The organism is Kitasatospora sp. NPDC050463 (assembly GCF_040655255.1).
Lineage (GTDB): Bacteria > Actinomycetota > Actinomycetes > Streptomycetales > Streptomycetaceae > Kitasatospora.
Map to the genome: position 1 here is coordinate 41774 of NZ_JBFAJO010000028.1, position 26722 is coordinate 68495.

The 26722-nt window shown below is 73.1% G+C and carries 27 protein-coding genes; 13 read left to right on the forward strand and 14 right to left on the reverse strand.

Annotated elements, in window-relative coordinates:
• Positions 1–6 precede the first annotated feature (6 nt).
• Entirely contained in the window at positions 7–1026 is a 1020-nt protein-coding gene (locus AB0J08_RS19305; protein ID WP_360635122.1) for an EI24 domain-containing protein, read from the reverse strand.
• Positions 1027–1202: 176 nt separating this feature from the next.
• Positions 1203–2528 (reverse strand): amino acid permease, encoded by a 1326-nt coding sequence (locus AB0J08_RS19310; protein WP_360635244.1) that lies wholly within the window; start codon positions 2526–2528, stop codon positions 1203–1205.
• A 407-nt stretch (positions 2529–2935) separates the two neighbouring features.
• On the opposite strand from AB0J08_RS19310, the gene AB0J08_RS19315 reads away from it, so the two are divergent.
• Complete coding sequence (locus tag AB0J08_RS19315; RefSeq protein ID WP_360635247.1) at positions 2936–4192, forward strand: metallophosphoesterase; 1257 nt, start codon at positions 2936–2938, stop codon at positions 4190–4192.
• 47 nt (positions 4193–4239) lie between these two features.
• Here AB0J08_RS19315 and AB0J08_RS19320 read toward each other — a convergent pair whose 3' ends face one another.
• Both AB0J08_RS19320 and AB0J08_RS19325 read right to left on the reverse strand, forming a co-directional pair.
• The gene (locus tag AB0J08_RS19320) at positions 4240–6489 is read right to left on the reverse strand and encodes an MMPL family transporter (protein ID WP_360635125.1); all 2250 of its coding nucleotides are present in this window, start codon (positions 6487–6489) and stop codon (positions 4240–4242) included.
• Positions 6490–6656: 167 nt separating this feature from the next.
• The gene (locus AB0J08_RS19325) at positions 6657–6866 is read right to left on the reverse strand and encodes a hypothetical protein (RefSeq protein ID WP_360635128.1); all 210 of its coding nucleotides are present in this window, start codon (positions 6864–6866) and stop codon (positions 6657–6659) included.
• Between the two features lie 155 nt (positions 6867–7021).
• On the opposite strand from AB0J08_RS19325, the gene AB0J08_RS19330 reads away from it, so the two are divergent.
• Together AB0J08_RS19330 and AB0J08_RS19335 are read left to right on the forward strand one after the other, a co-directional pair.
• Positions 7022–8098 carry a Ku protein gene (locus tag AB0J08_RS19330; RefSeq protein WP_360635131.1) on the forward strand — a complete coding sequence of 359 codons (1077 nt, stop codon included), beginning with the start codon at positions 7022–7024 and terminating at the stop codon, positions 8096–8098.
• Between the two features lie 40 nt (positions 8099–8138).
• The gene (locus tag AB0J08_RS19335) at positions 8139–8420 is read left to right on the forward strand and encodes a hypothetical protein (RefSeq protein WP_360635134.1); all 282 of its coding nucleotides are present in this window, start codon (positions 8139–8141) and stop codon (positions 8418–8420) included.
• Between the two features lie 48 nt (positions 8421–8468).
• Here the strand turns inward: AB0J08_RS19335 and AB0J08_RS19340 are convergent, their stop codons facing one another.
• On the reverse strand, positions 8469–9857 hold the full coding sequence (locus AB0J08_RS19340; RefSeq protein ID WP_360635137.1) for an NADP-dependent succinic semialdehyde dehydrogenase: 1389 nt from the start codon (positions 9855–9857) through the stop codon (positions 8469–8471).
• A gap of 124 nt (positions 9858–9981) precedes the next feature.
• Positions 9982–10266, reverse strand: a complete 285-nt coding sequence (locus AB0J08_RS19345) for a DUF6158 family protein (RefSeq protein WP_360635140.1) — start codon at positions 10264–10266, stop codon at positions 9982–9984.
• Between the two features lie 261 nt (positions 10267–10527).
• Between AB0J08_RS19345 and AB0J08_RS19350 the strand changes: the two genes are divergently transcribed.
• Entirely contained in the window at positions 10528–11526 is a 999-nt protein-coding gene (locus tag AB0J08_RS19350) for an adenosine deaminase (RefSeq protein WP_360635143.1), read from the forward strand.
• Here AB0J08_RS19350 and AB0J08_RS19355 read toward each other — a convergent pair.
• The 5 genes from AB0J08_RS19355 to AB0J08_RS19375 all read right to left on the reverse strand — a co-directional run bounded on the left by AB0J08_RS19355 (position 11499) and on the right by AB0J08_RS19375 (position 15063).
• Positions 11499–12116 carry a dihydrofolate reductase family protein gene (locus tag AB0J08_RS19355; RefSeq protein ID WP_360635146.1) on the reverse strand — a complete coding sequence of 206 codons (618 nt, stop codon included), beginning with the start codon at positions 12114–12116 and terminating at the stop codon, positions 11499–11501. The two genes, AB0J08_RS19350 and AB0J08_RS19355, sit on opposite strands and share 28 nt — an antisense overlap.
• Before the next feature lie 61 nt (positions 12117–12177).
• Positions 12178–12792 (reverse strand): vitamin K epoxide reductase family protein, encoded by a 615-nt coding sequence (locus tag AB0J08_RS19360; RefSeq protein WP_360635149.1) that lies wholly within the window; start codon positions 12790–12792, stop codon positions 12178–12180.
• Entirely contained in the window at positions 12789–13628 is an 840-nt protein-coding gene (locus AB0J08_RS19365) for a thioredoxin domain-containing protein (protein WP_360635152.1), read from the reverse strand. The genes AB0J08_RS19360 and AB0J08_RS19365 overlap by 4 nt, the downstream gene beginning before the upstream one ends.
• 93 nt (positions 13629–13721) lie before the next feature.
• The gene (locus tag AB0J08_RS19370; protein WP_360635155.1) at positions 13722–14381 is read right to left on the reverse strand and encodes a hypothetical protein; all 660 of its coding nucleotides are present in this window, start codon (positions 14379–14381) and stop codon (positions 13722–13724) included.
• A 220-nt stretch (positions 14382–14601) separates the two neighbouring features.
• Complete coding sequence (locus AB0J08_RS19375; RefSeq protein ID WP_360635158.1) at positions 14602–15063, reverse strand: SRPBCC family protein; 462 nt, start codon at positions 15061–15063, stop codon at positions 14602–14604.
• Between the two features lie 165 nt (positions 15064–15228).
• Between AB0J08_RS19375 and AB0J08_RS19380 the strand changes: the two genes are divergently transcribed.
• Positions 15229–16098, forward strand: a complete 870-nt coding sequence (locus AB0J08_RS19380) for a DNA-formamidopyrimidine glycosylase family protein (protein ID WP_360635161.1) — start codon at positions 15229–15231, stop codon at positions 16096–16098.
• A gap of 91 nt (positions 16099–16189) precedes the next feature.
• Here AB0J08_RS19380 and AB0J08_RS19385 read toward each other — a convergent pair whose 3' ends face one another.
• The gene (locus AB0J08_RS19385; RefSeq protein WP_360635164.1) at positions 16190–17044 is read right to left on the reverse strand and encodes an SAM-dependent methyltransferase; all 855 of its coding nucleotides are present in this window, start codon (positions 17042–17044) and stop codon (positions 16190–16192) included.
• 174 nt (positions 17045–17218) lie between these two features.
• On the opposite strand from AB0J08_RS19385, the gene AB0J08_RS19390 reads away from it, so the two are divergent.
• The 5 genes from AB0J08_RS19390 (at position 17219) to AB0J08_RS19410 (ending at position 22687) form a co-directional block, all read left to right on the forward strand.
• On the forward strand, positions 17219–18133 hold the full coding sequence (locus tag AB0J08_RS19390; protein ID WP_360635167.1) for a polysaccharide deacetylase family protein: 915 nt from the start codon (positions 17219–17221) through the stop codon (positions 18131–18133).
• A 166-nt stretch (positions 18134–18299) separates the two neighbouring features.
• A complete protein-coding gene (locus tag AB0J08_RS19395) occupies positions 18300–18626 on the forward strand; it encodes a hypothetical protein (RefSeq protein ID WP_360635170.1) in 327 nt (108 codons plus the stop codon).
• 281 nt (positions 18627–18907) lie between these two features.
• Positions 18908–19987 (forward strand): class I SAM-dependent methyltransferase, encoded by a 1080-nt coding sequence (locus tag AB0J08_RS19400; protein WP_360635173.1) that lies wholly within the window; start codon positions 18908–18910, stop codon positions 19985–19987.
• A 90-nt stretch (positions 19988–20077) separates the two neighbouring features.
• Positions 20078–20950: a sulfurtransferase gene (locus tag AB0J08_RS19405; RefSeq protein WP_360635176.1), complete on the forward strand. Its 873-nt coding sequence runs from the start codon at positions 20078–20080 to the stop codon at positions 20948–20950.
• 204 nt (positions 20951–21154) lie between these two features.
• Positions 21155–22687 carry a M1 family metallopeptidase gene (locus AB0J08_RS19410; protein WP_360635179.1) on the forward strand — a complete coding sequence of 511 codons (1533 nt, stop codon included), beginning with the start codon at positions 21155–21157 and terminating at the stop codon, positions 22685–22687.
• A 105-nt stretch (positions 22688–22792) separates the two neighbouring features.
• Here the strand turns inward: AB0J08_RS19410 and AB0J08_RS19415 are convergent, their stop codons facing one another.
• On the reverse strand, positions 22793–24196 hold the full coding sequence (locus AB0J08_RS19415) for a condensation domain-containing protein (RefSeq protein WP_360635182.1): 1404 nt from the start codon (positions 24194–24196) through the stop codon (positions 22793–22795).
• Positions 24197–24432: 236 nt separating this feature from the next.
• Between AB0J08_RS19415 and AB0J08_RS19420 the strand changes: the two genes are divergently transcribed.
• Positions 24433–24579, forward strand: coding sequence for a DUF3237 family protein (locus AB0J08_RS19420; protein WP_360635185.1), 147 nt, complete (start codon positions 24433–24435; stop codon positions 24577–24579).
• A 9-nt stretch (positions 24580–24588) separates the two neighbouring features.
• Here the strand turns inward: AB0J08_RS19420 and AB0J08_RS19425 are convergent, their stop codons facing one another.
• Positions 24589–25398 (reverse strand): class I SAM-dependent methyltransferase, encoded by an 810-nt coding sequence (locus AB0J08_RS19425; protein ID WP_360635188.1) that lies wholly within the window; start codon positions 25396–25398, stop codon positions 24589–24591.
• 293 nt (positions 25399–25691) lie between these two features.
• On the opposite strand from AB0J08_RS19425, the gene AB0J08_RS19430 reads away from it, so the two are divergent.
• Together AB0J08_RS19430 and AB0J08_RS19435 are read left to right on the forward strand one after the other, a co-directional pair.
• Complete coding sequence (locus AB0J08_RS19430) at positions 25692–26198, forward strand: DinB family protein (RefSeq protein WP_360635191.1); 507 nt, start codon at positions 25692–25694, stop codon at positions 26196–26198.
• Between the two features lie 28 nt (positions 26199–26226).
• Complete coding sequence (locus AB0J08_RS19435) at positions 26227–26700, forward strand: hypothetical protein (protein WP_360635194.1); 474 nt, start codon at positions 26227–26229, stop codon at positions 26698–26700.
• Positions 26701–26722 lie beyond the last annotated feature (22 nt).

Sequence of the window (26722 nt, forward strand, 5' to 3'; positions counted from 1 at the left end):
GGGCCCTCAGCGGGCGGAGTACGGGTTCTGCCCGCCGTACGGCCGGGCCGCCTCCGGGGCCGTCGCGTAGGGGTTCGTCGCATAAGGAGTGGTCACGTCGGCGTTCACACCCTCCGGGCCCGTCGCGTACGGGTTCCCCGGCGCCGGCCGTTGCCCGCCGTACCCGGGCCCGTACCCGTACCCGGGGACCTCGGGGGCGGGCCCCCAGGAGCCGGGCGCCGTACCCGAGCCGTCCGGCGAGTCCTGCTGCTCCTGCGCGTCCTGCTCGTCCTGCTCGTCCCCGGCCTCCTCCACCGGCACCAGGTCGCGCGCCAGCAGGGTGGCGCCGGCCACCGCGCCGGGCATCGCGAGGACGGTCACCAGCGGGACGAGGAAGGCCAGGATCAGCGGCACGCCGAAGCCGAGGGCGAGCCCGAGCCGGGCGCGCAGCAGACGGATCCGCTCGCGCTGCGGGACCCCGCGCCGCTGGAGGGCGACGGCGGTGAGCTCGACGGTGAGGAAGAACCCGGACACCAGGAACCCGGCCACCGGTACCAGAGTCTGCCCGACCACGGGGATGAACCCGCAGGCGAACAGCAGAACGCCGAAGCCGAGCACCCGGACCAGCACGGCGAGGCTGTCGCGCGTGGCGATCCACAGCTCGCGCCAGAGCGGGACGTCCGGCGGGGTGGGCGCGCCGCCCTCGGTCTCCTCGACCTTCTCGCAGAGCGACTCGTAGAACGGCTGGCCGACCAGCAGGGTGACCGCGGTGAAGGTGATCACGGAGATCAGCAGCCCGCCGCCGAAGACGATCGCGGCGAGCGCGGTGCGCAGCAGGCCCTGCCAGGGCGAGCCCCAGCCGTCGGCGAACGGCGTGGCCCACTGCGCGAGGTCCTCCGACCAGTCGCCGAGGAACACCAGTGCCACCACGTACCCGACCAGGGTGATCAGTGCGGGCAGCATCCCGAACGCCCACCAGCGGCCGTGCCGGCCCACCCACTTCTGGCCCTTGGCCAGGTACCCCAACCCCGCTGCAAGATCTCGCATAGGGGGAAGGTTAGGGGCTCGCCCGTCGGCGGGTCATCTCCGGCCCGTCATGATCCGGTACCGGCGGCGGCGCCCGGGCCGCTGCCCTCCGGTGCGCGACCACGTCCGGGGACGACAGCGGGCCCGGGAGCCTCCGCAACGGCTCCCGGGCCCGGTGTGCGGGCGGCGTCCCCGGATCAGGCGGCCGGTGCCACCGCCGCGGCCCGTCGCCGGCGGCCCACCACGGCCGACGCCGTCAGCACGATCGCTGCGGCGACCAGCGACAGGTACATCTGCTTGCGCCCGTCGGCGTCCGTGAACATGTACGCCATCACGAAGCCGATCATGCCGATCGCGGCCCAGGTGAGGTAGGGGTACAGCCACATCCGGACGGTCAGGCGCTCGGGCGACTCGCGCTCGATGATCTTGCGCATCTTCAGCTGGGAGAAGCAGATCACGACCCAGACGAAGAGCGCCACCGCGCCCGAGGAGTTGAGCAGGAAGGAGAAGACGGTGTCGGGCGAGGTGTAGTTGAAGAACACCGCCACGAAGCCGAAGACCACCGAGGCGAGGATCGCGACGCGCGGCACACCGCGGTCGGTCACGGAGGCGAAGGCCTTGGGGGCGTCGCCGCGCTGACCGAGCGAGAAGGCCATCCGGGAGGCGGTGTACATCCCCGAGTTGAGGCAGGAGAGCACGGCGGTCAGCACGATCACGTCCATCACCTGGCCGGCGCCCGGGATGCCGACGTGCTCCAGCACGGCCACGTAGGGGCTGCCCTTGACAGCCGCGGAGTCCCACGGCAGCAGGGTCACGACCAGCAGGATCGAGCCCAGGTAGAAGATCCCGATGCGCCAGATCACGCTGTTGGTGGCCTTGCTGACCGCCTTCTCCGGGTCCTCCGACTCACCGGCGGCCAGGGTGACGATCTCGCTGCCCATGAAGGCGAAGACGACGGTGAGCATGCCGGTGAACACCGCGCCCACGCCGTGTGGCAGGAAGCCGCCGTGGCCGGTCAGGTTCTCGGTGCCGACCGCGTGGGTGCCGGGCAGCAGCCCGAACGCGGCCAGCGTGCCGATCACCAGGAAGGCGGCGATCGCCACCACCTTGATGCCGGCGAACCAGAACTCGAACTCGCCGTAGGAGGCCACCGAGAAGAGGTTGGTGGCGGTCAGCACCGCCATCACGATCAGCGCCCACCCCCACTGCGGCACCCCGGGCACCCAGTTGTTGAGGATCTTCGCGCCGGCGGTGGCCTCGACGGCCAGCACCACGACCCAGAAGAACCAGTACAGCCAGCCGATGGAGAAGCCGGCCCAGCGGCCGAGTGCCCGGTCCGCGTACGCCGAGAACGATCCGCTCTGCGGGTCCGCGGCCGCCATCTCGCCGAGCATCCGCATCACCAGGACCACCAGCACGCCGGCCAGGGTGTAGGAGAGCAGGATGCCGGGGCCGGTCGACGCGATGCCCGCGCCGGAGCCGACGAACAGGCCGGCGCCGATCACACCGCCGATCGCGATCATCGACAGGTGGCGGTTCTTGAGCCCGGCCTTCAGGTGGCCGTCGCCGCCGTGACCGGAGTGGAGCTGCTTCTGCTGCTGCGGAGCGGCGTCAGCCGGCGGCGAGCCGGCCGAGGTGGTGGTTTCCGCACTCATCGAGGGTGCCCTGTGCCTTTCCAGCGCGGCTGCCCCTCGGCTCGTACGCCGGAGGGTGGGAGGACGGACCCGCGCATTGCGGTGCAACTTAACTTCTCCCTACGAGTATCGGAACAAGGCCTCGGGAAATGTCCGCTCAGCGGACGCAAAGTGCCAGGTCAGAGCAGGTGAAGCGAGGAGGCGGAAAGCTCAAATCTGACACAGCACCAGCCGGTCGGGCGGCCTCGGGGGCCGTCGTCCGGGCGCGGTGGGCGGCCGTTCATACTGGCCGCGTGATGATCGTCCTCGTGGTGCTCGGTCTGCTCGCCGTCCTCGCCGTCCTGGCCCTCGCGCACTGGTACCTCTGGCGGCGCCTGGTGCGCGACGTCTCCGCTCCCGGCGGGTGGTGGCGCCGGACGGGCACCGTGCTCGCCGTCGCCCTGCCGCTGCTCTCGGTGGGCGCGCTGGTCGGCGGGCGGGCCCTCCCGCTCTCCGTCGAGCGCTGGCTGGCCTGGCCGGGCTACCTCTGGCTCGCGGTGCTGCTGTACCTGCTGATGGCGCTGGCCGTCGGCGAGGCCGTCCGGCCGCTGCTGCTCCGGCTGCCGCGCCCGCGGGCCGCCGCCCCGTCGGAGCCGGCGGGTGAGCACCCGGTGGCCGCCGCCGAGCCGCCCGCCGCGCCGTCGGCCGCCGCGCCGCCCGCCGCCGAGTCGTCGGCCGCCGCGCCGTCGCCGGGGCGCCGGCTCTTCGTCGCCCGGACGCTCGCCATCGGTGCCTCGGGGGCCGCGGCCGCCGTGGTCGGTACCGGCGCGTACGGGGTGCTGCGTGGGCCGCGCCTGAAGCAGGTCACCGTGCCGCTGGCGAAGCTGCACGCGCGGTCGCACGGCTACCGGATCGCCGTGGTCAGCGACATCCACCTCGGGCCGATCCTCGGTCGCGGGCACACCCGGCGGATCGTCGACACGATCAACGGCGCGCAGCCCGACCTGATCGCGATCGTCGGCGACCTGGTGGACGGTACGGTGCCCGAACTCGGCCGCGCCGCCGAGCCGTTGGCGCAGCTTCGGGCGCGCGACGGCGCGTACTTCGTCACCGGCAACCACGAGTACTTCTCCGGTGCGGCGCCCTGGGTGGACTTCGTCCGCGAGCTGGGCGTCCACCCGCTGCAGAACGCCCGGGTGGAGCTCGCGGGGTTCGACCTGGCCGGGGTCAACGACATCGCCGGGCGCACCGAGGGTGACAGCCCGGACTTCGGCAAGGCGCTCGGCGACCGCGACCGGGCCCGCACCTCCGTGCTGCTCTCGCACCAGCCGGTCACCATCCACGACGCCGTCCGGCACGGCGTCGACCTCCAGCTCTCCGGCCACACCCACGGCGGCCAGCTCTGGCCCGGCAACTACCTGGCGGAACTGGCCAACCCCACCGTCGCCGGCCTGGAACGCTACGGAGACACCCAGCTCTACGTGACCCGGGGGGCGGGGGCCTGGGGTCCGCCGGTGCGGGTCGGCGCCCCGTCCGACATCACCGTCGTCACGCTGGCCTCGCTCCAGGCCTGAGGGTCGCGCGGGCGCGGGATCCGCTCGCTCCCGGGCCCCGCTCTCCCTCAGGCCTGCTCGCCCTCGCCCTCGGTGTCGATGTGCGGCAGCACCCGGTCCAGGAAGCGGGGCGTCCACCAGGCGGCCGGCCCGAGCAGGGTCATCACGGCCGGTACCAGGAGCAGCCGCACCACGGTGGCGTCGATCAGCACGCTGACGGCCAGCCCGAGGCCCATCATCTTGATCACGATGTTGTCGCTCACGATGAAGGCGGCGAACACGCTGACCATGATGAGCGCCGCACAGCTGATCACCCGGGCGGTGATCTCCAGGGCGTGGGCCACGCTGCCCCTGCTGTCCCCGGTGCGCAGCCAGGCCTCGTGCACCCGGGAGAGCAGGAAGATCTCGTAGTCCATGCTGAGGCCGAAGACGATGGCGAACATCATCATCGGGACGTAGCTCTCGATCGGCACGGTGCCGGAGACCCCGAGCGCCGGCCCGCCCCAGCCCCACTGGAAGACCGCCACCAGGACGCCGTACGAGGCGGCGATGGAGATCAGGTTGAGCACGGCGGCCTTCACCGCGATCAGCAGGCCCCGGAAGACGAGCAGGATGATCAGGAAGGCCAGGCCGACCACCACGGCGATGATCGGCAGCAGGCGTGCGGCGACGATGTCGCCGAACTCGACCTGGGCGGCCGTCGTGCCGGTGACGTACGTCGTGGCGCCGGTCCCCGCCACGGCCTGCGGCAGGACGGTGTCGGAGAGCCGGCCGACCAGCTGGGTGGTCTGCTCGTCCTGCGGCCGCTGGGCGGGCGTGACGGTGTTGAACAGCACGTCACCGTCGGAGCTGGTCTGGAGCGGGGTGACGCCGGCGGTGTCGGCCGTGCCGGCCAGCGCCTGCTGCACGGAGTTCTGCAGCGCGGGCCGGGCGTCGGCCGGGACGGCGCTCTGGTCGACCACCACGGTGATCGGGCCGTTGGAGCCCGGGCCGAAGGCTTCGGACATCAGGTCGAAGGCGCGCCGGTCGGTGAAGCTGGTCGGGTCGGCCCCGTCGTCGATGTGGCCGAGCTGGATTGCGAAGAGCGGGACGGCGAGGATGCCGACGACGACGACCCCGGCCGTCAGGAACCACCACGGGCGGCGCTCCACCCGCTGGGCGTAGCGGTGCCACGTCCCGGTGATCTCCTCCCCGGGTGCGGCCCCGGTCTCGGCGACCGGCCGGTGCACCGTCCAGCGGTCCATCCGGCGGCCGATCAGGCCCAGCAGGGCGGGGAGCAGGGTCAGCGCGGCGAGGACGGCGGAGATCACGGTCACCCCGGCGGCGGCGCCGAGCTTGGCGATGAAGTTGACCCGCGAGACGACCAGGCCGGCCAGGGCGATGACCACGGTGCAGCCGGAGACCACTACCGCGCGGCCGCTGGTCGCCACGGCATGCCCGGCGGCGGCCACCGGGTCCCTGCCGTCCATCAGACTCTGCCGGTGCCGGGTGAGCAGGAAGAGCGCGTAGTCGATGCCGACGCCGATGCCGATCATGGTCGCCAGGGTCGGGGCCACGGTGGCGAAGGTGGTGGCCGCGGCCAGCAGGCCGAGCAGCCCGAGACCGACGACGGCGCCGATCAGGGCGGTGAGCAACGGCAGGCCGGCCGCGATCACGCTGCCGAAGCCGATCAGCAGGACGACGATCGCGACCCCGAAGCCGATCAGTTCGCTGACCCGGTCGTCGGCCGCCGGACGCGCCAGTTCACCGAGCGGCCCGCCGTACTCGACCTCCACCCCGGCCGCCCGCAGCGGGGCGACGGCCGCGTCCACGCCGTCGAGGTAGTCGGCGCCGAGGGTCGTGGGGTTCACGTCGAAACGGACGGTGATGTAGCCGGTGAGGCCATCCGCCGCGAGCGGGCCGCCGGGCGGGGCGGGCTGGCCGGCCGGCGGCAGCGGGCTCTGCGCGGACTGCACGTGCGGCAGTTCGCGCAGCGAGCCGACCACCTGGTCGACCTGGCTCTGGAAGCCGGTCAGCGGCTGGGCGTCGTGCAGCACCACCTGGGCGCTGGTGCCACCGACCGAGGGCTCGTGCGCCTGGAGGACGTTGCGACCCTCCTGCGCCTGGGTGTTCGAGAGCGAGAAGTCGTCCGAGAACGTCCCGCCGACCGCGCGGTCGATCACCTGGACGCCGGCCAGCGCGACCAGCCAGAGCACGATCACCAGGACGGAGTGGCGCGCGCACCACTCGCCGAGTCTGCGCAGGGAGCCGGGCCGGGGCGGTTGCGCGGGCCGGGCCGGGCCGGGGATGCGGGCCTGGCCGCCCGGGGACGTGGGCATGGACGCTCCTGGGGGCCGGAGGTGACGCTCTGTCACGCTTGCTCGGGCGAGACCGCGAAGTCCCGATGCTAGGGGGCGGAGCCGGGTGATCCGCTCCGATCCCCGGGTGACACGCGCCGGTGCCTCCGTTCGGCGGGTCGGGCCCGGGCTCCCGGGCCAGCGGGACGTCAGGCCGGGCGCAGCTCCAGCACGACGACCCGCCCGCCGTCCGGCCGCCCGGTCAGGCGGGCGGCCAGGATCCGCGGGATGTCGCTCTCCTGCGAGTACCCGGGAACCACCGTCACCTCCGCCCGCCGCACCCCGGGCTCCCCGGCCACGGCGTAGGACACGGCGTACGTGGTCCGCTCCGGCGGCGGGGGCACGTCCGTCCCCGGCATGGCGCCACCTCCTCGCTCCGCCGCCCATTGTCCGCCGCCGCGGCCCGCTGCGGCGGCCCGGTGCGCCCGGGCCGGGACCGTGTGGCCGATCGGGGCGAATCCGGGCAGAGTGGGATATCTCCGGTAGGGGGAGCCGTCCGGGAAGGGGCGACCCCATGCAGACCACCTGGAAGGGGACGATCAGCTTCGGGCTGGTCAGCATCCCCGTCCACCTGTACTCCGCCACCCAGGAGCACGACGTCCCGCTGCACCAGGTGCACGCGAAGGACGGCGGCCGGGTGCGGATGAAGCGGTACTGCGAGCAGGAGGAGAAGGAGGTCCCGTACGGGGAGATCGCCAAGGGCTACGAGTCGCCCGACGGACGCACCGTCACCCTCACCGACGAGGACCTCGCCGACCTGCCGCTGCCCAGCAAGAAGGTCATCGACGTACTGGCGTTCGTGGACGCGGCCGAGATCGACCCGCTGATGTTCTCCAAGGCGTACTACGTCGGCGTCGCCGACAAGGCCGCCGCCAAGCCGTACGCGCTGCTGCGCGACGCGCTCACCGAGTCCGGCCAGATCGCGGTCACCAAGATCGCGCTGAGGACCAGGGAGTCCCCGGCGGTGCTGCGGGTGCACGACGGGACGCTGGTGCTGCAGACCTGCATCTGGCCCGACGAGGTCCGGTCGGCGGCCGGGATCGCGCCCGAGGAGCAGGTGACCGTACGGCCGCAGGAGCTGAAGATGGCGCGCTCGCTGATGGACACGCTCTCCGAGGACTTCGACCTCTCCCAGCTCCACGACGACTACCAGCAGGCGTTGCAGCAGGTCATCGAGGCCCGGATCCAGGGTGTCGAGGTGCCCCACGAGGAGGAGCCCGGCGAAGCGCCGGACAACGTCATCGACCTGATGGCGGCGCTGCGCAGCAGCCTCAAGGAGGCCAAGGGCGGGCACCGCGGCCGCCGGGCCGAGCCGGAACCCGAGCAGCCGGCGGCGGAGCACGGGCCGGCCGCCGAGGAGAAGCCGGCCCCCCGCGGACGCGCGTCCGCCGCCGAGAAGGCGGTGGCCGAGAAGGCCACGCGCACGAGGTCCACGGGCACGAAGTCCACGGGCACGAAGTCCACCTCCGCCAGGACCACGGCGGGCAAGGCCGAGGCCGGTACGGCGAAGTCGGCCGGGACCGGCAAGTCGGCCGGCACCGCCAGGAAGACCACCAGCAGGAAGTCCGCAGCTCCCCGCAAGGCCTCGTGAGCTGATCACCGGCAGTCACCGACGTCCGGAGGCGATCCAGATGGACCTACTGACCTACAAGGCGCTCGACACCGGCCCCGACGCGCCGAAGCACCCGAGCCTGGCGCACCGTGCCTGGCACGGCCTGCTCGGCCTCGGCCCGACGGCCGTGATCCTGCTGCTCGCGTTCTCGCTCGGCCTCGGTGCCGTCGGGGCCCAGGTGACCTCGCTGGCGTGGCTGATCGTCTTCAGCATCGTGTGGGGCATCACCCTGATCGCGCTCTGCGGCATGGTCGCGCGCTGGATGACTCCCGGCCAGGGCAGGCACCGGATGGCCTCCTGACCCGGCCGGGGCGGCGGCTGCCGGACCCCGGCCGGGTCAGGCCGGGGTTCAGGCCACCCAGACGGTGGTGACGTTGCAGAACTCGCGAATCCCGTGGTCCCCCAGCTCCCGCCCGAAGCCCGAGCGCTTGACGCCGCCGAACGGCAGTGCCGGATGTGAGGCCGTCATGCCGTTGAAGAACACCCCGCCCGCCTGGACGTCCCGGACGAAGCGCTCCTGCTCGGCCGGGTCGGTGGTCCAGACGCTGGAGCTGAGCCCGAACGGCGTGTCGTTGGCCAGTGCCACCGCCTCGTCCAGGTCGGCGACCTCGTAGACGGTGGCGACCGGGCCGAAGGTCTCCTCCAGGTGGATCCGCATCGCCGGGGTGATGCCGGTCAGCACCGTCGGCTCGTAGAACCAGCCGCCGTCCCGGCCCTCGGGGCGCCGGCCGCCGCACTCCACCCCGGCGCCGTGCGCCCGGGCGTCCTCGACCAGCTCCTCGATGTCGTCCCGCCCCTGGCTGCTGGCCAGCGGGCCGACCTCGGTCGCCTCGTCCATCGGGTCGCCGACCGTCAGCGCCCGCATCGCGGCGGTGAACGCCTCGGTGAACGGCCGGTACACGTCCGTGTGCACGATGAAGCGCTTGGCGGCGATGCAGGACTGTCCGTTGTTCTGCACCCGGGCCCGGACGGCGGTGGCCACGGCGGCGTCCAGATCGGCGCTCGGCAGGACCACGAACGGGTCGCTGCCGCCGAGTTCCAGCACCGCCTTCTTCACCTCGTCCGCGGCCGCGGCCGCCACCGCCCGCCCGGCCGGCTCGCTGCCGGTGAGCGTCACCGCGGCGACCCGGCGGTCGCGGACGATGCCCTCCACCGCGCCCGAGCCGATCAGCAGGGTCTGGAAGCAGCCCTCCGGGAACCCGGCCCGGCGGAACAGCTCCTCCAGCGCCACCGCGGTGCGGGGCACGTTGGACGCGTGCTTCAGCAGGCCGACGTTGCCCGCCATCAGGGCGGGGGCCGCGAACCGGACCACCTGCCAGAACGGGAAGTTCCACGGCATCACGGCCAGCACCACGCCGATCGGGCGGTAGCGGACGTAGGCGCGGGCGGCGCCGGAGTCGGCGACGTCGGCCGGGGCGGGGTGCTCGTCGGCGAGCAGCGCCTCGGCGTTCTCGGCGTACCAGCGCATCGCCTTCGCACACTTGGCGGCCTCGGCGCGGGCGGCCGCGAGCGGCTTGCCCATCTCCTCGGTCATCGTGCGGGCGACGGCCTCCCGGTCCTCGTCCAGGAGGTCGGCCGCGCGGCGCAGCCGCTCGGCACGGTACGCGAAGGACGTGGTGCGGTAGGTCTGGAACGTCGCGTCGGCGCGGGCCAGCCGCTGCTCGATGCCGGCGGCGTCCAGCGCCTCGAAGGTCTCCAGGGTCTCGCCGGTCGCGGGGTTGACGCTTGCGATGGCCATGCGGTGGGCTCCCAGGTGTCCGTGGGGGGTTGCTCCGGAGTCGTTGCTCCACCCTGGCCGACACCCCGCCCCGTGCGCACCACCGCCGCCCGGCGTGTCCCGCCGGGCACCGGCCGCCCGGGCCTCAGTCCGGCAGCGACTCCACCCGCGCCGCGGCCTCCCGCGCGCGGGCACCGGCCCTGGTCCGGCCGGCCGTGACCATCCGGTTCGGGAACCGGTGCAGGTACTCGGCCTCCAGTTGCCCGGTCCGCAGCGTGTGCCGCTTCAGGGCCTCCTCGGAGCCGTACAGGAACGTCTCGTGCCTGGTCCGGTGCAGCTGCTCCAGCTCGTGCAGCAGCGTGTCGTTGCCCAGGGCGTGCGCGGAGATGCCCGCGGGCCTGATGTGCGGAGCGTCGTCGGCGTGCCGCATGTCCACCACCTCCTCGGCGTAGGGCCCCCGCTACCCGAGTGCCCCGTCACCGTGACCGGTACACCGTTCGCGGGGTTCGCCGGAGTATCGACAGGAAGTCCCGTACCGGCAGTGTCGTCGCCCCCGGCGGCTTTCGCCAGGCGCGGCCCCGCCGCTGCGGGCCGTGCGCGACCCGCCTCCGGCATGGCAGGGCGGGTCGGATCGTACGATTACTTTCTGAACACCCTTTCATCCCCCTCCCAGAGCTCGGATCGATCACCCATGCCGCTCCCCAAGGCCGAACTCCACCTGCACATCGAAGGCACCCTGGAGCCCGAGCTGGCCTTCACGCTCGCCGGGCGCAACGGTGTCACGCTCCCGTACGGCGACACCGAGGAGCTGCGCCGGGCGTACTCCTTCAGTGACCTGCAGTCGTTCCTGGACCTCTACTACGCGCTGATGGCGGTGCTGCGCACCGAGGACGACTTCGCGGACCTCGCGGACGCGTACCTGGCCCGGGCCGCCGAGCAGGGGGTGCGGCACGCCGAGATCTTCTTCGACCCGCAGGCGCACACGGCGCGCGGGGTGCCGCTGGGCGTGGTGGTGGAGGGCCTCGGGCGGGCGCTGGAGCGCAGCGAGGAGCGGTACGGGATCAGCACCCGCCTGATCATGTGCTTCCTGCGGGACGAGTCCGTCGAGTCCGCGCTGGATACCTTCGAGGCGGCCCGGCCGTACTTCGGCCGGATCACCGGGATCGGGCTCGACTCGGCGGAGGTCGGCCACCCGCCGGCCAAGTTCCGCGAGGTCTACCGGCGCGCCGCCGAGGCCGGGCTGCACCGGGTCGCCCACGCGGGGGAGGAGGGCCCGGCCGCGTACATCACCGAGGCACTGGACGTCCTGGGCGTCGAGCGGATCGACCACGGCCTGCGCTGCCTGGAGGACCCGGCACTGGTCGACCGCCTGGTCCGCGAGCAGGTCCCGCTGACCCTCTGCCCGCTCTCCAACGTGCGCCTGCGCTGCATCGACACCCTGGCCGACCACCCGCTGCGCGCCATGCTCGCGGCCGGCCTGCTGGTCACCGTCAACTCGGACGACCCCGCGTACTTCGGCGGCTACGTCGACGACAACTTCCGCGCCGTCGAGGCGGCCCTCGCCCTCGCCCCCGAGACGCTGCGCCTGCTCGCCGCCAACTCCTTCCGCGCGTCCTTCCTGGACGAGGACCGCCGGGCGGCCCTGCTGGCCGAGGTGGCGGCCTACGCGTTCGAACCCGCCGGCGCCTGACCCGCGCCGGGGGTGCCCGCCCGCCTCTCCCCGGTCCGGTCGTAGCGCAGCAGCACGACGCCGTTGGGGAAGGGGCGGGTTTCGCGCAGGGTGAGGGCGGTGAGGTGGTCGGCGGAGGGGAACAGGGGCTTGCCCCGGCCGACCAGCACGGGGTGCACGTGGATCCGGAACTCGTCGATCAGGTCGTGGCGGAGGAAGGCGGCGGCGAGGTCCGCGCCGCTGAGGGCGAGGTCGCCGCCCGGGCCGGCGGTCAGGGCCGCGACGGTCGCGGGGGTGACCTCGCGGACGATCGTGGTGTTCCAGTCGGCGTGCTGAAGCGTGCGGGAGAAGACCGTCTTCGGCATCGCGCGCCAGATCCCGGCGAACTCGGCCATCGGGGCGCTGATGTCAGGGTCCTGGTCGGCGGTGGGCCAGAAGTCGGCCATCAGCTGGTGGGTGACCCGCCCGCTGACGAAGCCGCCCATCCGGGCGAGTTCCCGGTTGAGGTAGGTGTGCAGTTCGTCGTCCACCCGGTGCCAGCCGATGTCGTGGTCCGGGCCCTCGATGAAGCCGTCGAGGGAGATCGACATGAAGAGGATGATCTTTCGCACGGTGCCCTCCGGAGGGGGTCGCGGGCTCCGGGCCACGACGGGCCCGGAGCCGACGGGAGGCTCAGACCAGAGTGCTCCAGTAGTACCAGAACCGGTTGAGGACCAGCAGCGCGATCACCGCGTACCAGAGCGCCGGCACCACCCAGTGGTAGCGGGCGGCCTCGCGCACCGCAGGGCGCAGGGCGCGCGGGGTCGGGATCACGCCGGAGCGCAGATTGTGCAGGGTGGTGTACCAGAACAGCGGGATCATGGCCGCCCAGACCACCATGCAGTACGGGCAGAGCGCCCCGATCCGGTACAGCGCCTGGTACGTCAACCAGGTCACGAAGCCGATCCCGAACACCGTCCCGGCCTGGAGGCCGAGCCAGAACCAGCGCCGGTACGTCGCCCCGGCGAGCAGACCCGCGCCGATCGCGACCACCACGGCGAAGCCGACCAGCCCCAGCAGCGAGTTGGGGAAGCCGAAGGCCTCGGCCTGGTCGCTGCGCATGATCGAGCCGCAGCTGATGATCGGGTTGATGTTGCAGCTGGGGACGTACGACGGGTCCTTCAGCAGCCGGATCTTGTCCAGTGTGAGGACGGCCGAGGCGAAGAGCCCGATCGCCCCGCCGATCAGCAGCAGGAAGGCGAACGGCCTGCTCGCGCCGTAGGTCCGGGCGGGGGTGGGGGAGGTCATCCGGTCACCTGCCCGACCATCGCGGTGAACCGCTCGGGCGTGACGGGCGCGCCGTTCGCGAAGACGTCGAGCTTGGTACCGTCCAGCTTCACCGTCGGGGTGCCGGTGACGCCGCTCTTGTCGAAGGCCTTGTTCACCTGGTCGGCCCACGGGGTGTAGGTACCGGCCTGGACGGCCTTGACGAAGGCGTCGGTCTTCAGCCCCGGGACCTGGCCGGCCAGGTCGAGCAGCCGGTTCACGTCGGCGAAGCCGTCGTTGCGCTCGTCGGGCTGGTTGGCGTACAGCACGTCGTGGAACTGCTTGAACTTGTCCACGCCCTCGTTCAGCGCCGCGCCGGCGGCGGCCAGCGCGGTGCGCGAGCCCTTGCCGCCCAGGCCCTGGTCCAGGAACGTCGCCAGGTGGTACTCGATCTTGTACCTGCCGTCGTCGGCGAGTTGCTGGATGGTCGTGCCGTTGGTGGTCTCCAGCTGCTCGCAGTACGGGCAGCGGAAGTCCTCGTAGATCTCCAGGGTGTGCGGGGCGTCGGCCTTGCCGTAGGTGATCACGGTGCCGTCGGCGCCGCCCGCGTGGGCGGGGGTGACCAGCGGTCCGGCGGCGGCGGTGTCGGCGGAGCCGGAGGAGCCGCCGACGGCGAAGGCCCCACCCGCCGCCAGGGCGAGTACGGCGGCGGAGGCGGCGCCGACGACGGTCCGGCGGCGGATCCGCGCCGACCGCTCGGTCCGCTCGCGCTCTTCGCGCATCCGGTCGGTGGCGGCGCGCCGGGCGGCGCTGCGGGTGGCCTTGGCGGACGTGGTGCCGGCGGACGTGCTGGACGTGGGCTGGGACTTCTTGCTCATGGTGGGTGTCGTCCTGTGCTCTCGGTCGGTGGGACGGGCGGGCGCGCGGGGCGCGCGGCGGCAACGACCGGCGGAGAAAGCGGGAGGGGGTTCTCAGCAGGCCGGGGCGGGCACCGGAGGCCCGCGGCGGACGGCGGGGCTGAGCAGGACGTCCTCGACGGGGACACGGACCCGGCTGGCGCGCGGGAAGGGCATCCGCACCACCGGGCGGGCCGGGACGGGCGCGGCGAGCAGCAGCAGCCAGCGGCCGGCGGCGGTCAGGAAGCGCTGTGCGAAGTCGCCGAGCACCCGCGCGGAGCGGGCGAGGCCGTGCAGCGCGGCGTCGGCGCGGCGCAGCCAGAAGGCCGCGGCCAGGGCGATCACGGAATGCAGCCCCAGGAGTGCCAGCAGGGCGGCGGAGTGGGAGACCCCGTGACCCAGCAGGACCCCGCCGAGCGAGCCGCCGCCACACAGCAGCGGCTCGAAGCCGCGGGCGGAGCCGGGCGGGAGCGTGGGGCAGGTGCTCTGGGCGAGGTCGAACAGCGCGCTCAGGCCCAGCTCCAGCGGCAGGAACACCGCCGCGATCGCCGGGTAACCGCGCTCGGATCCCGCCAGGGCGAACGCCACCGCGAAGACGGCGCCGCCGGCCACGGCCAGCGTGCCGAACGGCAGCGGGCGCCCGGTGACCAGCACCTGGCCGAGCCCGGCGAGCAGCACCACCAGCGCGGCGAAGATCGCCGCGCGAAGCGTCCTGGGGCCCGGGCCGGTACTCATGACATCCGAGTCTGCCACAGGTTGAATGCTGGACGACCGGGGCGGAGGGCTCCTGTGAAGATCCTCACGACCGCCTCTGAGCTGGGCTTATCCGTTTCTTACGGGTCGACCCCGGGAGGCCGGCCGGAGGCGTCGGCCGGTGCCCCCGAGCCTGCGCGGCCTTGAGCGGCCGGCCTTGAGCGGTCGGCTCTACGCGGTGGCGGGGCCTGAGCGGCCGGCCCTACGCCGTGGCCGGCCCGGGCCGGGCGGCGGCCGTCCGGGCCTCGACGATCTCCCGGAAGAGCTCCAGATCGGCGCGGACCACCCGCTCGATCGCCCCGGCCTGGGCGAAGCCGCGCGGCCCGCCGAACACCTGCTGCACCGCCTCCGGGTCGTACTCGACGCGGATCTGCAGCCGGGTGTGGCTCCGGTCGAGCGGCAGCAGCGCGAACGCGCCGTGCAGTTGCAGACCGTCCCGCGTCCGCCAGGCCATCACCCGGCCCCGGCCCCGGTCGGTGATCTCGGTCTCGACGTCCCGCTCGGCGCCGTCGACCTCCACACCGAGGTGTGCGAGGTTGCTGCCGTGCGGGTAGGCGCTGCGCACCCCGCCCACGAACCGCGGGTAGTCGTGGACCCGGTGCAGCTGCTCCCAGGCCGCCAGCACCGGGGCATCGATGTCGATCTGTTCCTCGAGCGTGCTCATGACGGGACCGGACCTCCTCGGGTGGGCCCTCCGGTGGTGCACGGGCACCTCCAGCCTGCGCCCACCGGCCGCCGCGGGGCAACGACGGCCGCCGTACGAACGGTCGGACGGCGCAGGCGGCCGGACCGGCGGGCGGGTGCCGGCGGTCTGCGCGAGACTGGGCGCATGCCGGAGCTGCCTGAGGTCGAGGCCCTCAGCGCCTTCCTGTCCGAGCGGCTGACCGGGCGCGTGATCGCCCGGGTGCAGCCGGTGGCCATCAGCGCCCTCAAGACCTACGACCCGCCGGTGACGGCGCTGGAGGGGCGGACGGTCGGCCCGGTCACCCGGCACGGGAAGTTCCTCGACATCGAGGCGGGCGGTCTGCACCTGGTCGTCCACCTGGCCCGGGCCGGCTGGCTCCGCTGGAAGGACAGCCTGCCGGCCGAGCCCCCGCGCCCGGGCGGCAAGAACCCGCTGGCCCTGCGGGTGAGGCTGGAGGGGCCTGCCGGGGACGGCTTCGACCTCACCGAGGCGGGCACCCGGAAGGGGCTCGCGGTGTACGTGGTGGCGGACCCGGCCGACGTCCCCGGTGTCGCCAGGCTCGGCCCGGACCCGCTGGACCCGGCGTTCACCCTGGCGGACTTCACCGCCCTGCTGCACGGTGAGCGGCGCCGGCTGAAGGGTGTGCTGCGGGACCAGAGCGTGCTGGCCGGGGTGGGCAACGCCTACTCGGACGAGGTGCTGCACGCGGCGCGGATGTCGCCGTACAAGCTGGCGTCGAGCCTGACGCAGGACGAGACGGCCCAGCTGTACGGGGCGCTCGGCACCACCCTGCGCGAGGCGGTGGAGCGTTCACGCGGGCTGGCGGCGGGGGAGCTGAAGGCGGAGAAGAAGCTCGGCCTGCGGGTGCACGGCCGGACCGGACAGCCGTGCCCGGTCTGCGGGGACACCGTGCGCGAGGTGTCGTTCGCCGACTCCTCGCTGCAGTACTGCCCGACCTGCCAGACCGGCGGCAAGCCACTCGCGGACCGGCGGCTCTCGCGGCTGCTGAAGTAGCGCGCGCCGCTCGGGGCCGGTGGATGCGCCCCCGGTCCGTGTCGGGCCCCGGGGCGGCGGACCGGACCGCGCCGCCCCGGTACCGGCGGGGCTACGGCTTCCGGGCGACGCCGCCCCAGTAGTAGGCGGCGGTCGGGTCGACCGGCGGCTCGCCGTCGGGGCGCCAGGCCATCACGGGGGCGACGCCCGGCTCGATCAGCTCCCAGCCGTCGAAGAACCGGGCGACCTCCTCACGGGTGCGCGGGACGAGGGTCATCCCGCCCGCCCGGGCCGCCTCGGCGACCTTGGCGACGCTCTCCGGGTCGAAGTCCTGGGTGGGGTGGGTGAGTGCGAGGCAGCTTCCGCTGGGCAGCGCGTCGCGCAGCGCGGCGACCTTGGCCCACGGGTCGTCCTCGTCCGCGATCAGCATCAGGACGGCGATCATCAGCAGGCCGACCGGACGGTCGAGGTCCAGCGTGGAGGTGAGCGCCGGATCGCCGAGCAACTCGGTGGGCTTGCCGAGGTCGGCGTGGATGTAGGTGGTGTGGCTGGCCGGGGTGGAGACCATCAGTGCACGGGCGTGGGCCAGCACGATCGGGTCGTTGTCCACGTAGACCACCCGGGTGCCCGGGCTGACCGCCTCGGCGGTCTCGTGCGTGTTGGGCGAGGTGGGGATGCCGGTACCGAGGTCGAGGAACTGGTGGATGCCCTGCTCCTGAGCCAGGTACCGCACGGCGCGGCCCTGGAACGCCCGGTTCTCCTTGGCCATCGCCTTCACCCTGGGGACGGCCTGCTCGATGGCCTGTCCCATGGCGCGGTCCGGCGGGAAGTTGGTCTTCCCGCCCAGCCAGTAGTCGTACACGCGTGCGGAGTGCGGGGCGCTGGTGTCGACGCCGAAGCGTTCCCACTCGCTCGGCTCGACGGCGTCGTCCTGGGGCCGGTCGGAGAAGTCCTGACTCGTCGTCATGGCCACGTCCTCTGAAGACAGATCATCACACTGGGGAGGTCAGCGTAGCGGTCCGGTCGGGACGGTGGTCGCCGGTCCGCCGGGTCGGGGGTGGACCTGGGCCGTCGGAGTGACGCTGGGGGCCGTCGGGGTTGCCGGTGGGAGGCGCGACGGTTCGCGGGGGAAGCATTGATCATGCTGTCTGATCGTCATACTTCGCGTAGGTTGCTGCTGGTCGCGGCCGGGATGTCGCTGCTCGGGGTCGCCGGCTGCCAGGGATCGCAGGGGGCGGACGGCGGGAGCGCCACGCCGGGAGCCGAGGCGGCCGGTGCGGCGTCGGACGGGCCCGCCGCCGCTCCCGCCTCGGCCGCTCCTTCGGTCCCGTCGGCCCCGTCGGCTTCCTCGGTACCGCAGTCCGCGGCGCCGTCCCCCGTTTCGTCCGCCCCCGCTTCGTCCGCCCCCGGTCCCGCGGCTTCCGGCTCGCCGGTGGCCGCACCCCGGCCGGTGGCGGCCGCCGAGAGCAAACCGGTGTACGAACTCGACGCCGAGCGGCGGGTGGTGGCCCTCACCATCGACGACGGCCCGGACCCGCGACACACCCCGACCGTGCTGGCGCTGCTGGAGCAGTACCGGATCCGGGCCACCTTCTTCCTGATCGGCGAGAACGCCGCCGTCCACCCCGACCTGGTCCGGGAGATCGCGGCCCGCGGCCACCACATCGCCAACCACACCTGGACCCACCCCGACCTGCGCAACCTCTCCGATGCCAGGATCAGGGACGAGCTGGAGCGCACCTCGGATCTGCTGAACAAGGCCACCGGGAAGCCGCCGACCTGGTTCCGTGCGCCGGGCGGTGACTGGTCGACGGCATCGCTGAAGATCGCCGCCGACCTCGGGATGCGGAACATGGCCTGGTCGGTGGATCCGCGTGACTGGGCCAGGCCGGGCACCGCCGTGATCACCGACCGGATCCTGAAGGACGTCCGGCCGGGGGCGATCGTGCTCAACCACGACGGTGGCGGGGACCGTTCACAGACGGTGGCCGCGCTGAAGAAGTATCTGCCGGTGCTGATCGACTCCGGCTACTACTTCACCGCGCCGCCGGGGTGAGGGTGGGTGCGCGGTGAGCGAAAGGGGGAAGAAGTAGCGGCCTTTCCTGCTAAACCACCCGAAAGAGTGGATTGGGAGAACCGTTTCTGCGGATTTCGGGCTTCTAGGGTGATCTCGCATCACTTCTCCCGGTACCCCTGCGTACCGCCCTGAAAGGCCGCTCTTCATGCGTCTCCGCAATGCCGCGCTCGCCGTCGCCAGTGCCGTCGCCCTCGTCCTCGCCGTTCCCACCTCCGCCAACGCGGCCGTCGGTGACTTCCTCTACAAGGTCGGCCCCGGGGTGCCCGCCGGCTTGGCGGACCCGCAGAGCGGTGCCTGCATCAACCTGCCGGGGGCGACCGAGGGGCATCCGGCGTTCGCGCCGCACAACCTCACCACGTCGACCGCCACGGTCTTCCTCGACTTCGACTGCGACGGCGACGTCTTCTACGTCATGAACCCGGGCAAGAAGCTCGGCGACCGGCTCAAGCTGAGCTCCGTCGTCTTCTCCTGAGGCCCGCCCGATCCCGGCGCCGTGCGGGGCGGTTCGGCGATCGGTCGGGACCACTCCGGTGAGCCGACACCGGGAGCGGTCTTGTCGACCCGGATCGCCGGGCTGCCCGCCCGGGCCCCCGGCCGCGCCGCTGCCGGCCACCGGGAGATCCTCCGATCCCCGGGCCGGCGCCGTGGGGCCGGTGTCGAGACGGCATCGGCCGAGGTCTGGGGGACCGCGGGCGGGCGGCGTAGCGTGACGAGAGGAGGGTTTTCGTCCGCTCCGAGCGCGGAGGAGGAACGATGTCCGCATCGGCAGTCGACCCGGTGGAACAAGAGGAGTTCGCGGGTCGCACCCTGCAGATCCTGAACGACGCCTGCCTGGGATTCATGGCCAGCATCGGCCACCAGACCGAGCTTTTCGACACCATGGCGGGGCTCCCGCCGGCGACCAGCGAGGAGATCGCCCGCGCCGCCGGGCTGAACGAGCGCTACGTCCGGGAATGGCTGGGCAGCATGGTGGTCGGCCGGATCGTCGACTACGACCCGGAACAGGCCACCTACACGTTGCCACCGGAGCACGCCGCCTCCCTCACCAGGGCGGTCGGACCGGACAACATGGCCGGGCTGATGCAGTACCTCGGGCTGATGGGCGAGGTCGAGCAGCAGGTCGTGGAGGCCTTCCGCAAGGGCGGCGGCCTGCCCTACTCGGCCTACCCGCGGTTCCAGCAACTCCAGGCCGAGGAGTCCTCGCGGGTCTACGACCTGGCCCTGCTGGAGGGCGTCCTGCCACTCGCCCCCGGGCTGACCGAGCGGCTGCGCGCCGGGATCGACACGCTCGACATCGGCACCGGGCAGGGGCACGTGGTCAACCTGATGGCCCGGGCCTTCCCGGCGAGCCGGTGCACCGGCGTCGACATCTCGGAGGCCGGTATCGCCGCGGCCCGGGCGGAAGCAGCCGAGCTGGGCCTGGCCAACGCCCGCTTCGAGGTCGCCGACTCGGCCGAACTCACCGGCTCCTACGACCTGGTCACCGCCTTCGACGTGATCCACGACCTGGCCCGGCCGGACCGGACGCTGGCCGCCGTCGCCGGCGCGCTGCGGCCGGACGGCCTCTTCCTGATGGGCGACATCGCCGCCAGCAGCCGGCTGGAGGAGAACATCGACCACCCGCTGGCCCCGGCGCTGTACGCGCTGTCGACCTTCTACTGCATGACGGTCTCGCTCGGTGAGGGCGGTGCGGGGCTGGGGACGGTCTGGGGCGAGCAGACCGCCCGCCGGATGCTGGCCGAGGCCGGGTTCGGCGCGGTGGAGACCAAGCAGGTCGAGGGGGACGTGTTCAACCTGTACTACCTGGTGCGGCCGCCCGGGGGCGACGCGTAGCGGCCCGAGGGCGGGGAAGCCCAGGGACGGGGGTGGCCGGGGCCTGCGGTCGGACGTAGGTTCGAAGAGTCCGAGTGAAGGAGGGCGGCGATGACCGGCAACGGCTACGCACACCCCGAGGCGCTGGTCCCCACCGAATGGCTCGCCCGGCACCTCGACGACGGCACGATCCGCGTCGTCGAGGTGGACGAGGACACCACGGCGTACGAGCAGGGGCACATCCCGGGAGCGGTCGGCTGGAACTGGACCACCGACCTGCACAGCCCGGTGGGCCGCGACTACGCCGACCGCGAGGGCATGCAGCACCTGCTGCGCGCGGCCGGGGTGGAGGACGACACCACCGTGGTGCTGTACGGCGGCAACAACAACTGGTTCGCCGCCTACGCCTACTGGCTGCTGCGGCTGCGCGGCTTCGGCCCGGTGCGGCTGCTGGACGGCGGGCGGAAGAAGTGGGAGCTGGAGGAGCGCGAGCTCACCCAGGAGGTGATGGACTACCAGCACAGCGCCTTCCGGCTGAGCGGACCGGAGCACCCCGAGGTGCGGGCGCTGCGCGACGAGGTGCTGGCCAAGGCCGAGGTGTTCGCCAAGCCGGGCTCGGACGCCGTCCTGGTGGACGTCCGCTCACCGGCCGAGTACCGGGGCGAGGCGCTGGCCCCGCCGCACCTGCCGCAGGAGCAGGCGCAGGTGCCGGGGCACATCCCCGGCGCGGTGAACATCCCCTGGTCGCAGGCGGCCAACGACGACGGCACCTTCCGGTCCGCCGAGGAGCTGCGCGCGCTCTACGGCGGCCGGGGTGTGGAGCAGGAGCGCGAGGTGATCGCGTACTGCCGGATCGGGGAGCGCTCCGCGTACACCTGGTTCGCGCTGACCGAGCTGCTCGGCTACCCGCACGTCAAGAACTACGACGGCTCGTGGACGGAGTACGGCTCGCTGGTGCGGGCGCCGGTGGCGCTGGGGGCGTGAGGAGGCCGTCCCCGGCCGTGAATCGCCAGGGCGGCGGGTGACGGGTGCGGCCGCGGGAGACGGGTGCGCGGCGGGTGACGGGTGCGCGGCGGCACCATGTCGGCTCATTTCTTCTCATGAACATTTCATCGTGCAGGAGTGGGCCCGGGCTCACCGGGACAGGGATCGATCCGACCCACTGTCCAGTGACCCCGGAGGACCACCGTGCGCAAGAGGCTGATCGTCTCTGCCGCCGCCGGCGCGCTCGCGCTGCTGCTGACCGTCCCCGCCTCCGCCGCCCAGGGCGGCCCCGGCGCGGCCGGCATCGGCGACACCTACTACCCGTACGCCGGCAACGGCGGATACAAGGTCTCGCACTACGACATCCGCCTCAAATACCAGCCCGCGACCGACGAACTGGAGGGCACCGCCACCATCCTCGCCACCACGACCCAGGACCTCACCCGGTTCAACCTGGACTTCGTGCTCGGGGTCAAGGAGGTCCTGGTCAACGGCCGCACCGCCGCGTTCGCCAGTACCGGCGAGTCGGAGCTGGAGATCACTCCCGCCCGGCCGCTCGCCAAGGGCAGCCCGGTCACCGTCGTCGTCCGCTACGCCGACAAGCCCGGCGCGGTGGAGCGCGGCGGCTACTCCGCCTGGCTGCGCACCCCCGACGGCGGCGTCGCCGCCAACGAGCCGGAGGGCTCCGCCTGGTGGTACCCGAGCAACGACCACCCGACCGACAAGGCGACCTTCGACGTCTCCGTGCTGGTGCCCGACGGCACCCAGGCGATCAGCAACGGCATCCTCACCGGGCAGAGCTCGCGGGCCGGCTGGACCCGCTACAACTGGCGTCAGACCAAGCCGCAGGCGACGTATCTGGCCACTCTGGCGATCGGCAAGTTCGACATCAGGACCGACACCACGCCCGGCGGGCTTCCGGTCGTCACCGCCTACAGCAAGGACCTCGGCGACAACGACGGCGCGGCGCGGGCCAGCGTCGAGCGGACCGGCGAACTGGTCGACTGGCTGAGCGGCTACTTCGGCGAGTACCCGTTCGGCTCGATCGGCGGTTACGTGCCCAACGTGACCACCGGGTACGCCCTGGAGACCCAGACCCAGATCTTCTACAGTCCCGCGCAGTTCTCCCGCGGCTCCAACACCTCCGTCGTCGTCCACGAGCTGGCCCACCAGTGGTACGGCGACAGCGTCTCCGTCCAGGGGTGGAGCGACATCTGGCTCAACGAGGGCTTCGCCCGCTACTCGCAGTGGCTCTGGTCCGAGCACGAGAACGAGGGCACGGCGCAGGAACTCGCTGACTACGTCTACTCCAGCTACCCGGCCGACAACGCCTTCTGGACCATCAAGCCGGGCGACCCGGGCCCGGACCACCAGTTCGCCGGAGCCGTCTACGACCGGGGCGCGGTGGCCATCCAGGCGCTGCGCAACACCGTCGGGGACGAGGCGTTCTTCCGGATCCTGAAGGGCTGGCCGGCCGAGCGCCGCTACGGCAACGCCACCATCGGGCAGTTCCAGGCGTACGCCGAGCGGATCTCCGGCAAGCCGCTCGGGGAGCTCTTCAACACCTGGCTGTTCACCGCCTCGAAGCCGGCGCTCTCCTCGGCCGGCGTGCCGGCGGCGCCGGTGGCCGGGGCGGGTGCGTCCGCACTGGCGCCGAGCGCCAAGGCGTGGCCGCAGGAGCCGAAGTCCTGGAAGAAGATCCAGGAGACCAACGCGATCCACGACCAGCGGCACTGACGCCCCGGCCCGGCCGGCCGCGTGGAGCGGTCGGCCGGGCCGGCCCCGCTCAGGCCCGGGCGCTCAGGTTCGGACGCTCAGGTTCGGACGCTCGGGTCCGGGAGCTCAGGGGGTGGACGCGGCGAGGGCCCGGGCCTCGTCGAGGATCAGGGCCTCGACACCGTAGAGGAATCGTTCCATCGCGGAGCGGGGAAGCACGGAGCTGTCCGCCGTCATCGCGAGCTGGAGGGCGTCCGGGGTCTGGAGGGCGTCCAGGGCATAGGTGAGGCCGGGGCGGGGGGCGAACTCGACCGGCCAGGTGAGGGTGGTGCCGGTGGCGCCCGCCCCTGTCCCGGTGGCTGCGTCGGCCCCGGAATCGCTCCCGCCGGCGGCTTCGGGCTCGGCGAGCGCCGGAGGGAGCAGGTCGCGGGTGTCGTTGAAGATGCAGGAGCGGTCGGCGAGCGGGCCGTGCTCGGCGGTCAGCCGGGCGATCTCCTCGTCCAGCAGGCGCTTGTCGTAGTAGGCGTGCCGGTAGGTGGCGATCGAGGCGGCATGGGTGCGGCGGACGGCGTCGCCGAACTCCCCGTCGGCGGCCGGCAGATGGAACAGGCCGTCGCCCGCCACCACGCTCACCGCGGACGCCAGCCCGGGCAGGAAGCGGTTGTTGACGACGACCTGGAGCAGCGCGTCCGGCGATCCGGAGAGCCGCGAGGTCATCACCGCCACCGCCGCGAGCAGCACCGAGGAACTGCTCGCCCGGTGGCCGGCCGCGACCGGCTCCACCGCCCGGAGCAGCGCCGGGGAGCTGAGCACGGCGTTCGGGAACGGCTCCGGCTCGTCGTCCGGGACGGTGGGGAAGAGCCGTGGCGGGCCCAGCCGCAGCTTGCGCACCACATGGGCGCGGGCGTTCACATCGCGCCGCAGGCCACGCGCGGAGTTCTGGAACTCCGCCTCTTCGAGCGGCTGCTGGGAGCCCCGGAGGGTGCTGATCGACTCGACGGACCCGCCCTGGGCCAGCTCGCTGAGGTCCGTCACCAGCAGGCCCATGCCCGCGCCGTCCAGCGCCGTGTGCGAGAGGACGAGCGCCATGTGCCGGGCCAGTCCGCCCGTCTCGACCAGGCCGACGCGGATCGGCCACTGCTCGGCGCAGTCGAACGGCAGCGCCGCCAACTCGTCGTGCAGGGCGGCACCGACCTTCGCCACATCGGCCCCGTCACCGTCGCAGTGGCGGGTGTGCACGGTCAGCCGCCCGGTCGGGTCGACGATCTGCCGCAGCCGCCCGCGGTCGTCCCGGACGAGCCGGGTGTGCAGCGAGTCGTGCAGCCGGAGCAGCCCCTCCAGGGCGCCGAGGACGACCGGTACCGGCAGGCCCGGGTCCAGCGGGGCGGATGCCGTGATGTTGTACCGCGGCGCGTCGGCCGGCGTCAGCCGGCTCACGGCGTCCCAGATGGCCTGCTGGCCCCAGGTGGCCGGCCCGGTGCCGGACCGGCCGGACGAGAGGATGATCTCCAGCTGCTGACTCGTGGTCACCGTGTGCTCTCCGATGTGCGGTTCTGGACTCGGCGCGTGCTGCGGTGGTGCGCGGTGCCCTGGGCGTCGGGTTGGTGCGAGGGGAACGCATGTGCTGCCAGGGCACGAGTGTGGCGCACCGCCCAGGTCGCGTCGAGTGTTCGAACGCGCGGGCCGGTGGTGACGATCCGGTGACCGGTGGCGGGGTGGTTCCCGCGGCGGCCGCCGGGCGTCCGCCACGGCCCGCGGGGGAGGAGGTGGACCCGGCGGACTCCTACGTCCGGCTCTTCTGCCGCTTCGAGACCGGGGACGAACGCTGTCGCCGGCTGCACCGCACCCTGGCCGTGGCCTCGGCCGCCCGCTCCGCCGAGACCGTCCGGTACGAGGCGTACGCCCTCGGGTAGCGATCGGGCTCAGGCCCGGGTGGCGGTGACGAGGTGGTAGTCGAGCAGGCCGCTCTGCCAGGCGGCGAGGAAGTTGCGGCTCCAGTGGCCGGGCGGGACGGTGTCCTTCAGGTAGCGGTCCAGGCCCGGCCAGACGTCGGTGCCGATCGACTCGGTGGTGACGTCGGTGAAGCCGGCGGCCGTGAGGTCGGCGGTGAAGGCGGCGAGCGGGTGCGCGACGTCGAGGCCCTCGGCGAAGCTGCCGAGCAGGATGCTCAGCCGCTCCGCGACCTCCGGGCCGGAGCTGAAGAAGGTGGTCACGGCCAGTCGGCCTCCGGGGCGCAGCACCCGGGCCGACTCGCGGGCGAAGCCGGTCAGCTCGCGGAAGTGCTGGGCCGCCTCGACCGAGTAGACGCCGTCCAGCGCGGCGTCGGGGAAGGGGAGGTCGTCGGCCGCGCCCAGGCCGTACCCGAGGCGGTCCGGGAACGTCGCCAGCGCCTTGGCGTTGACCGCGCGGGCGCGCTCGACCTGGTCCGGGTGGATGTCGACGCCCGTCACCGCGGCGAAGCGGAACTCGCACAGGGCGAGCGCCGCGCCGAGGCCCCGCCCGCAGCCCACCTCGGCCAGCCGCAGCCGCTCGGTGGGAGCCGGGAAGGTGCGCAGCACCCGGCGGTACAGCGCCTCCTGACTGCGGATCCGGTCCTCGGGGGTGGGTGCGTCGGTGTCGATGCCGCTCCAGTCACCGAAGTTGATGAATCCGCCCGCGAAGCTGGGGGCCTGACTCAGATCGTCGGCGCCGTACGTCCGCCGTACGGTCGCGGGAATGCGGTTCTGGTCCATCGGCTGCTCGGCCCTCTCGCGCGTTGCCGCCCGACCCTCGGGCGCGCGGGGGTACGTACCCAAACCGGTGCGTGCCCGAACGCACTCGGTGACGAATGAGGCCTGGGGGGTACGACGGACGGCGTGGTGTTGACGGGCGTCGGGGGGCGGCGGGACTCGCCGCCCCCCGCTGCTCGGTGCGGGACACCCCGGCGGTGCGCGGAAAACGGGTGGACAGCGGGGGTCCGGATGGGCCTGGATGGGGAGTGGTGCCCGCAGGAGGTGCCGGCGTCCAGCCACCCGGGGAGACCGAGATGACCACCGAACGCATCGCACCGCCGCTGACCGGGGGCGAGCGCGAGATGCTGCGCGCCTTCCTCGACTTCCACCGGGCGACCCTGGCCGGGAAGTGCGAGGGGCTGACCGAGGAGCAGTTGAAGCTGCGGTCGAGCCCGCCGTCCACGCTGAGCCTGCTCGGGCTGGTGCGGCACATGGCCGAGGTGGAGCGGACGTGGTTCCGCCGGGTGATCGGCAAGGAGGACGTCCCGCTGGTCTGGTCCCCGGAGGGGGACTTCCAGGTCGCGTACGACGCGGGGGACGCCGACCGCGGCGAGGCGTTCGCGGCCTGGGAGGCGGAGGTCGAGCACGCCCGGCGGATCGAGCGGGAGGCGCCGTCGCTCGACGTCACGGGCCACATGGCGAAGTGGGGCGCGGACGTGTCGCTGCGGCTTGTGATGCTGCACCTGATCCACGAGTACGCCCGGCACAACGGGCACGCCGACTTCCTGCGCGAGGCGATCGACGGATCGGTGGGGGCGTAGCCGGAGGCGCGGGTGAACGCCGCACGGGGTGGCAGCCGTTCTCGTGCACATGACGGTGATGATGACCGAGCGTGCTGCTGGCATGCTTGCGGGCATGGTGGAGATGGCGGACGAGCCGGAGATCCGGGAGCTGATCGCCTCCTGGCTGGCCGCGGAGCCCCTGGTGGAGGCACCGCCGGCTGAGGCCGGGGGCGGCGAGGGGCTGCCCGCGCCGCCGGGTGGCGGCCGGGAGGTCGCGCAGGCGGCCCGGCGGCTGGCCCTGCGCGGGTTGGACGGTTCGCGGCTGCCGGCGGTGCCGGGCGGGCTGCGCCTGGTCGCCGAGGTCCTGGTGGTGGACGAGCACCCGTCCGCCGCCCGCTGGACACCGCTGGAGCGGGCCGAGGCGGTGGAGTGGGTGGCGCTGCTCCTGCACCGGTTCGGCGAGGACGGCGTCCAGGAACTGATCGCCGAACTGGACGGGGACCGGCGGCCGGACGCTCCGGGCGGGCACCCGGCCGGGTAGGCCCGGTCCGGTCCGTCCCGCC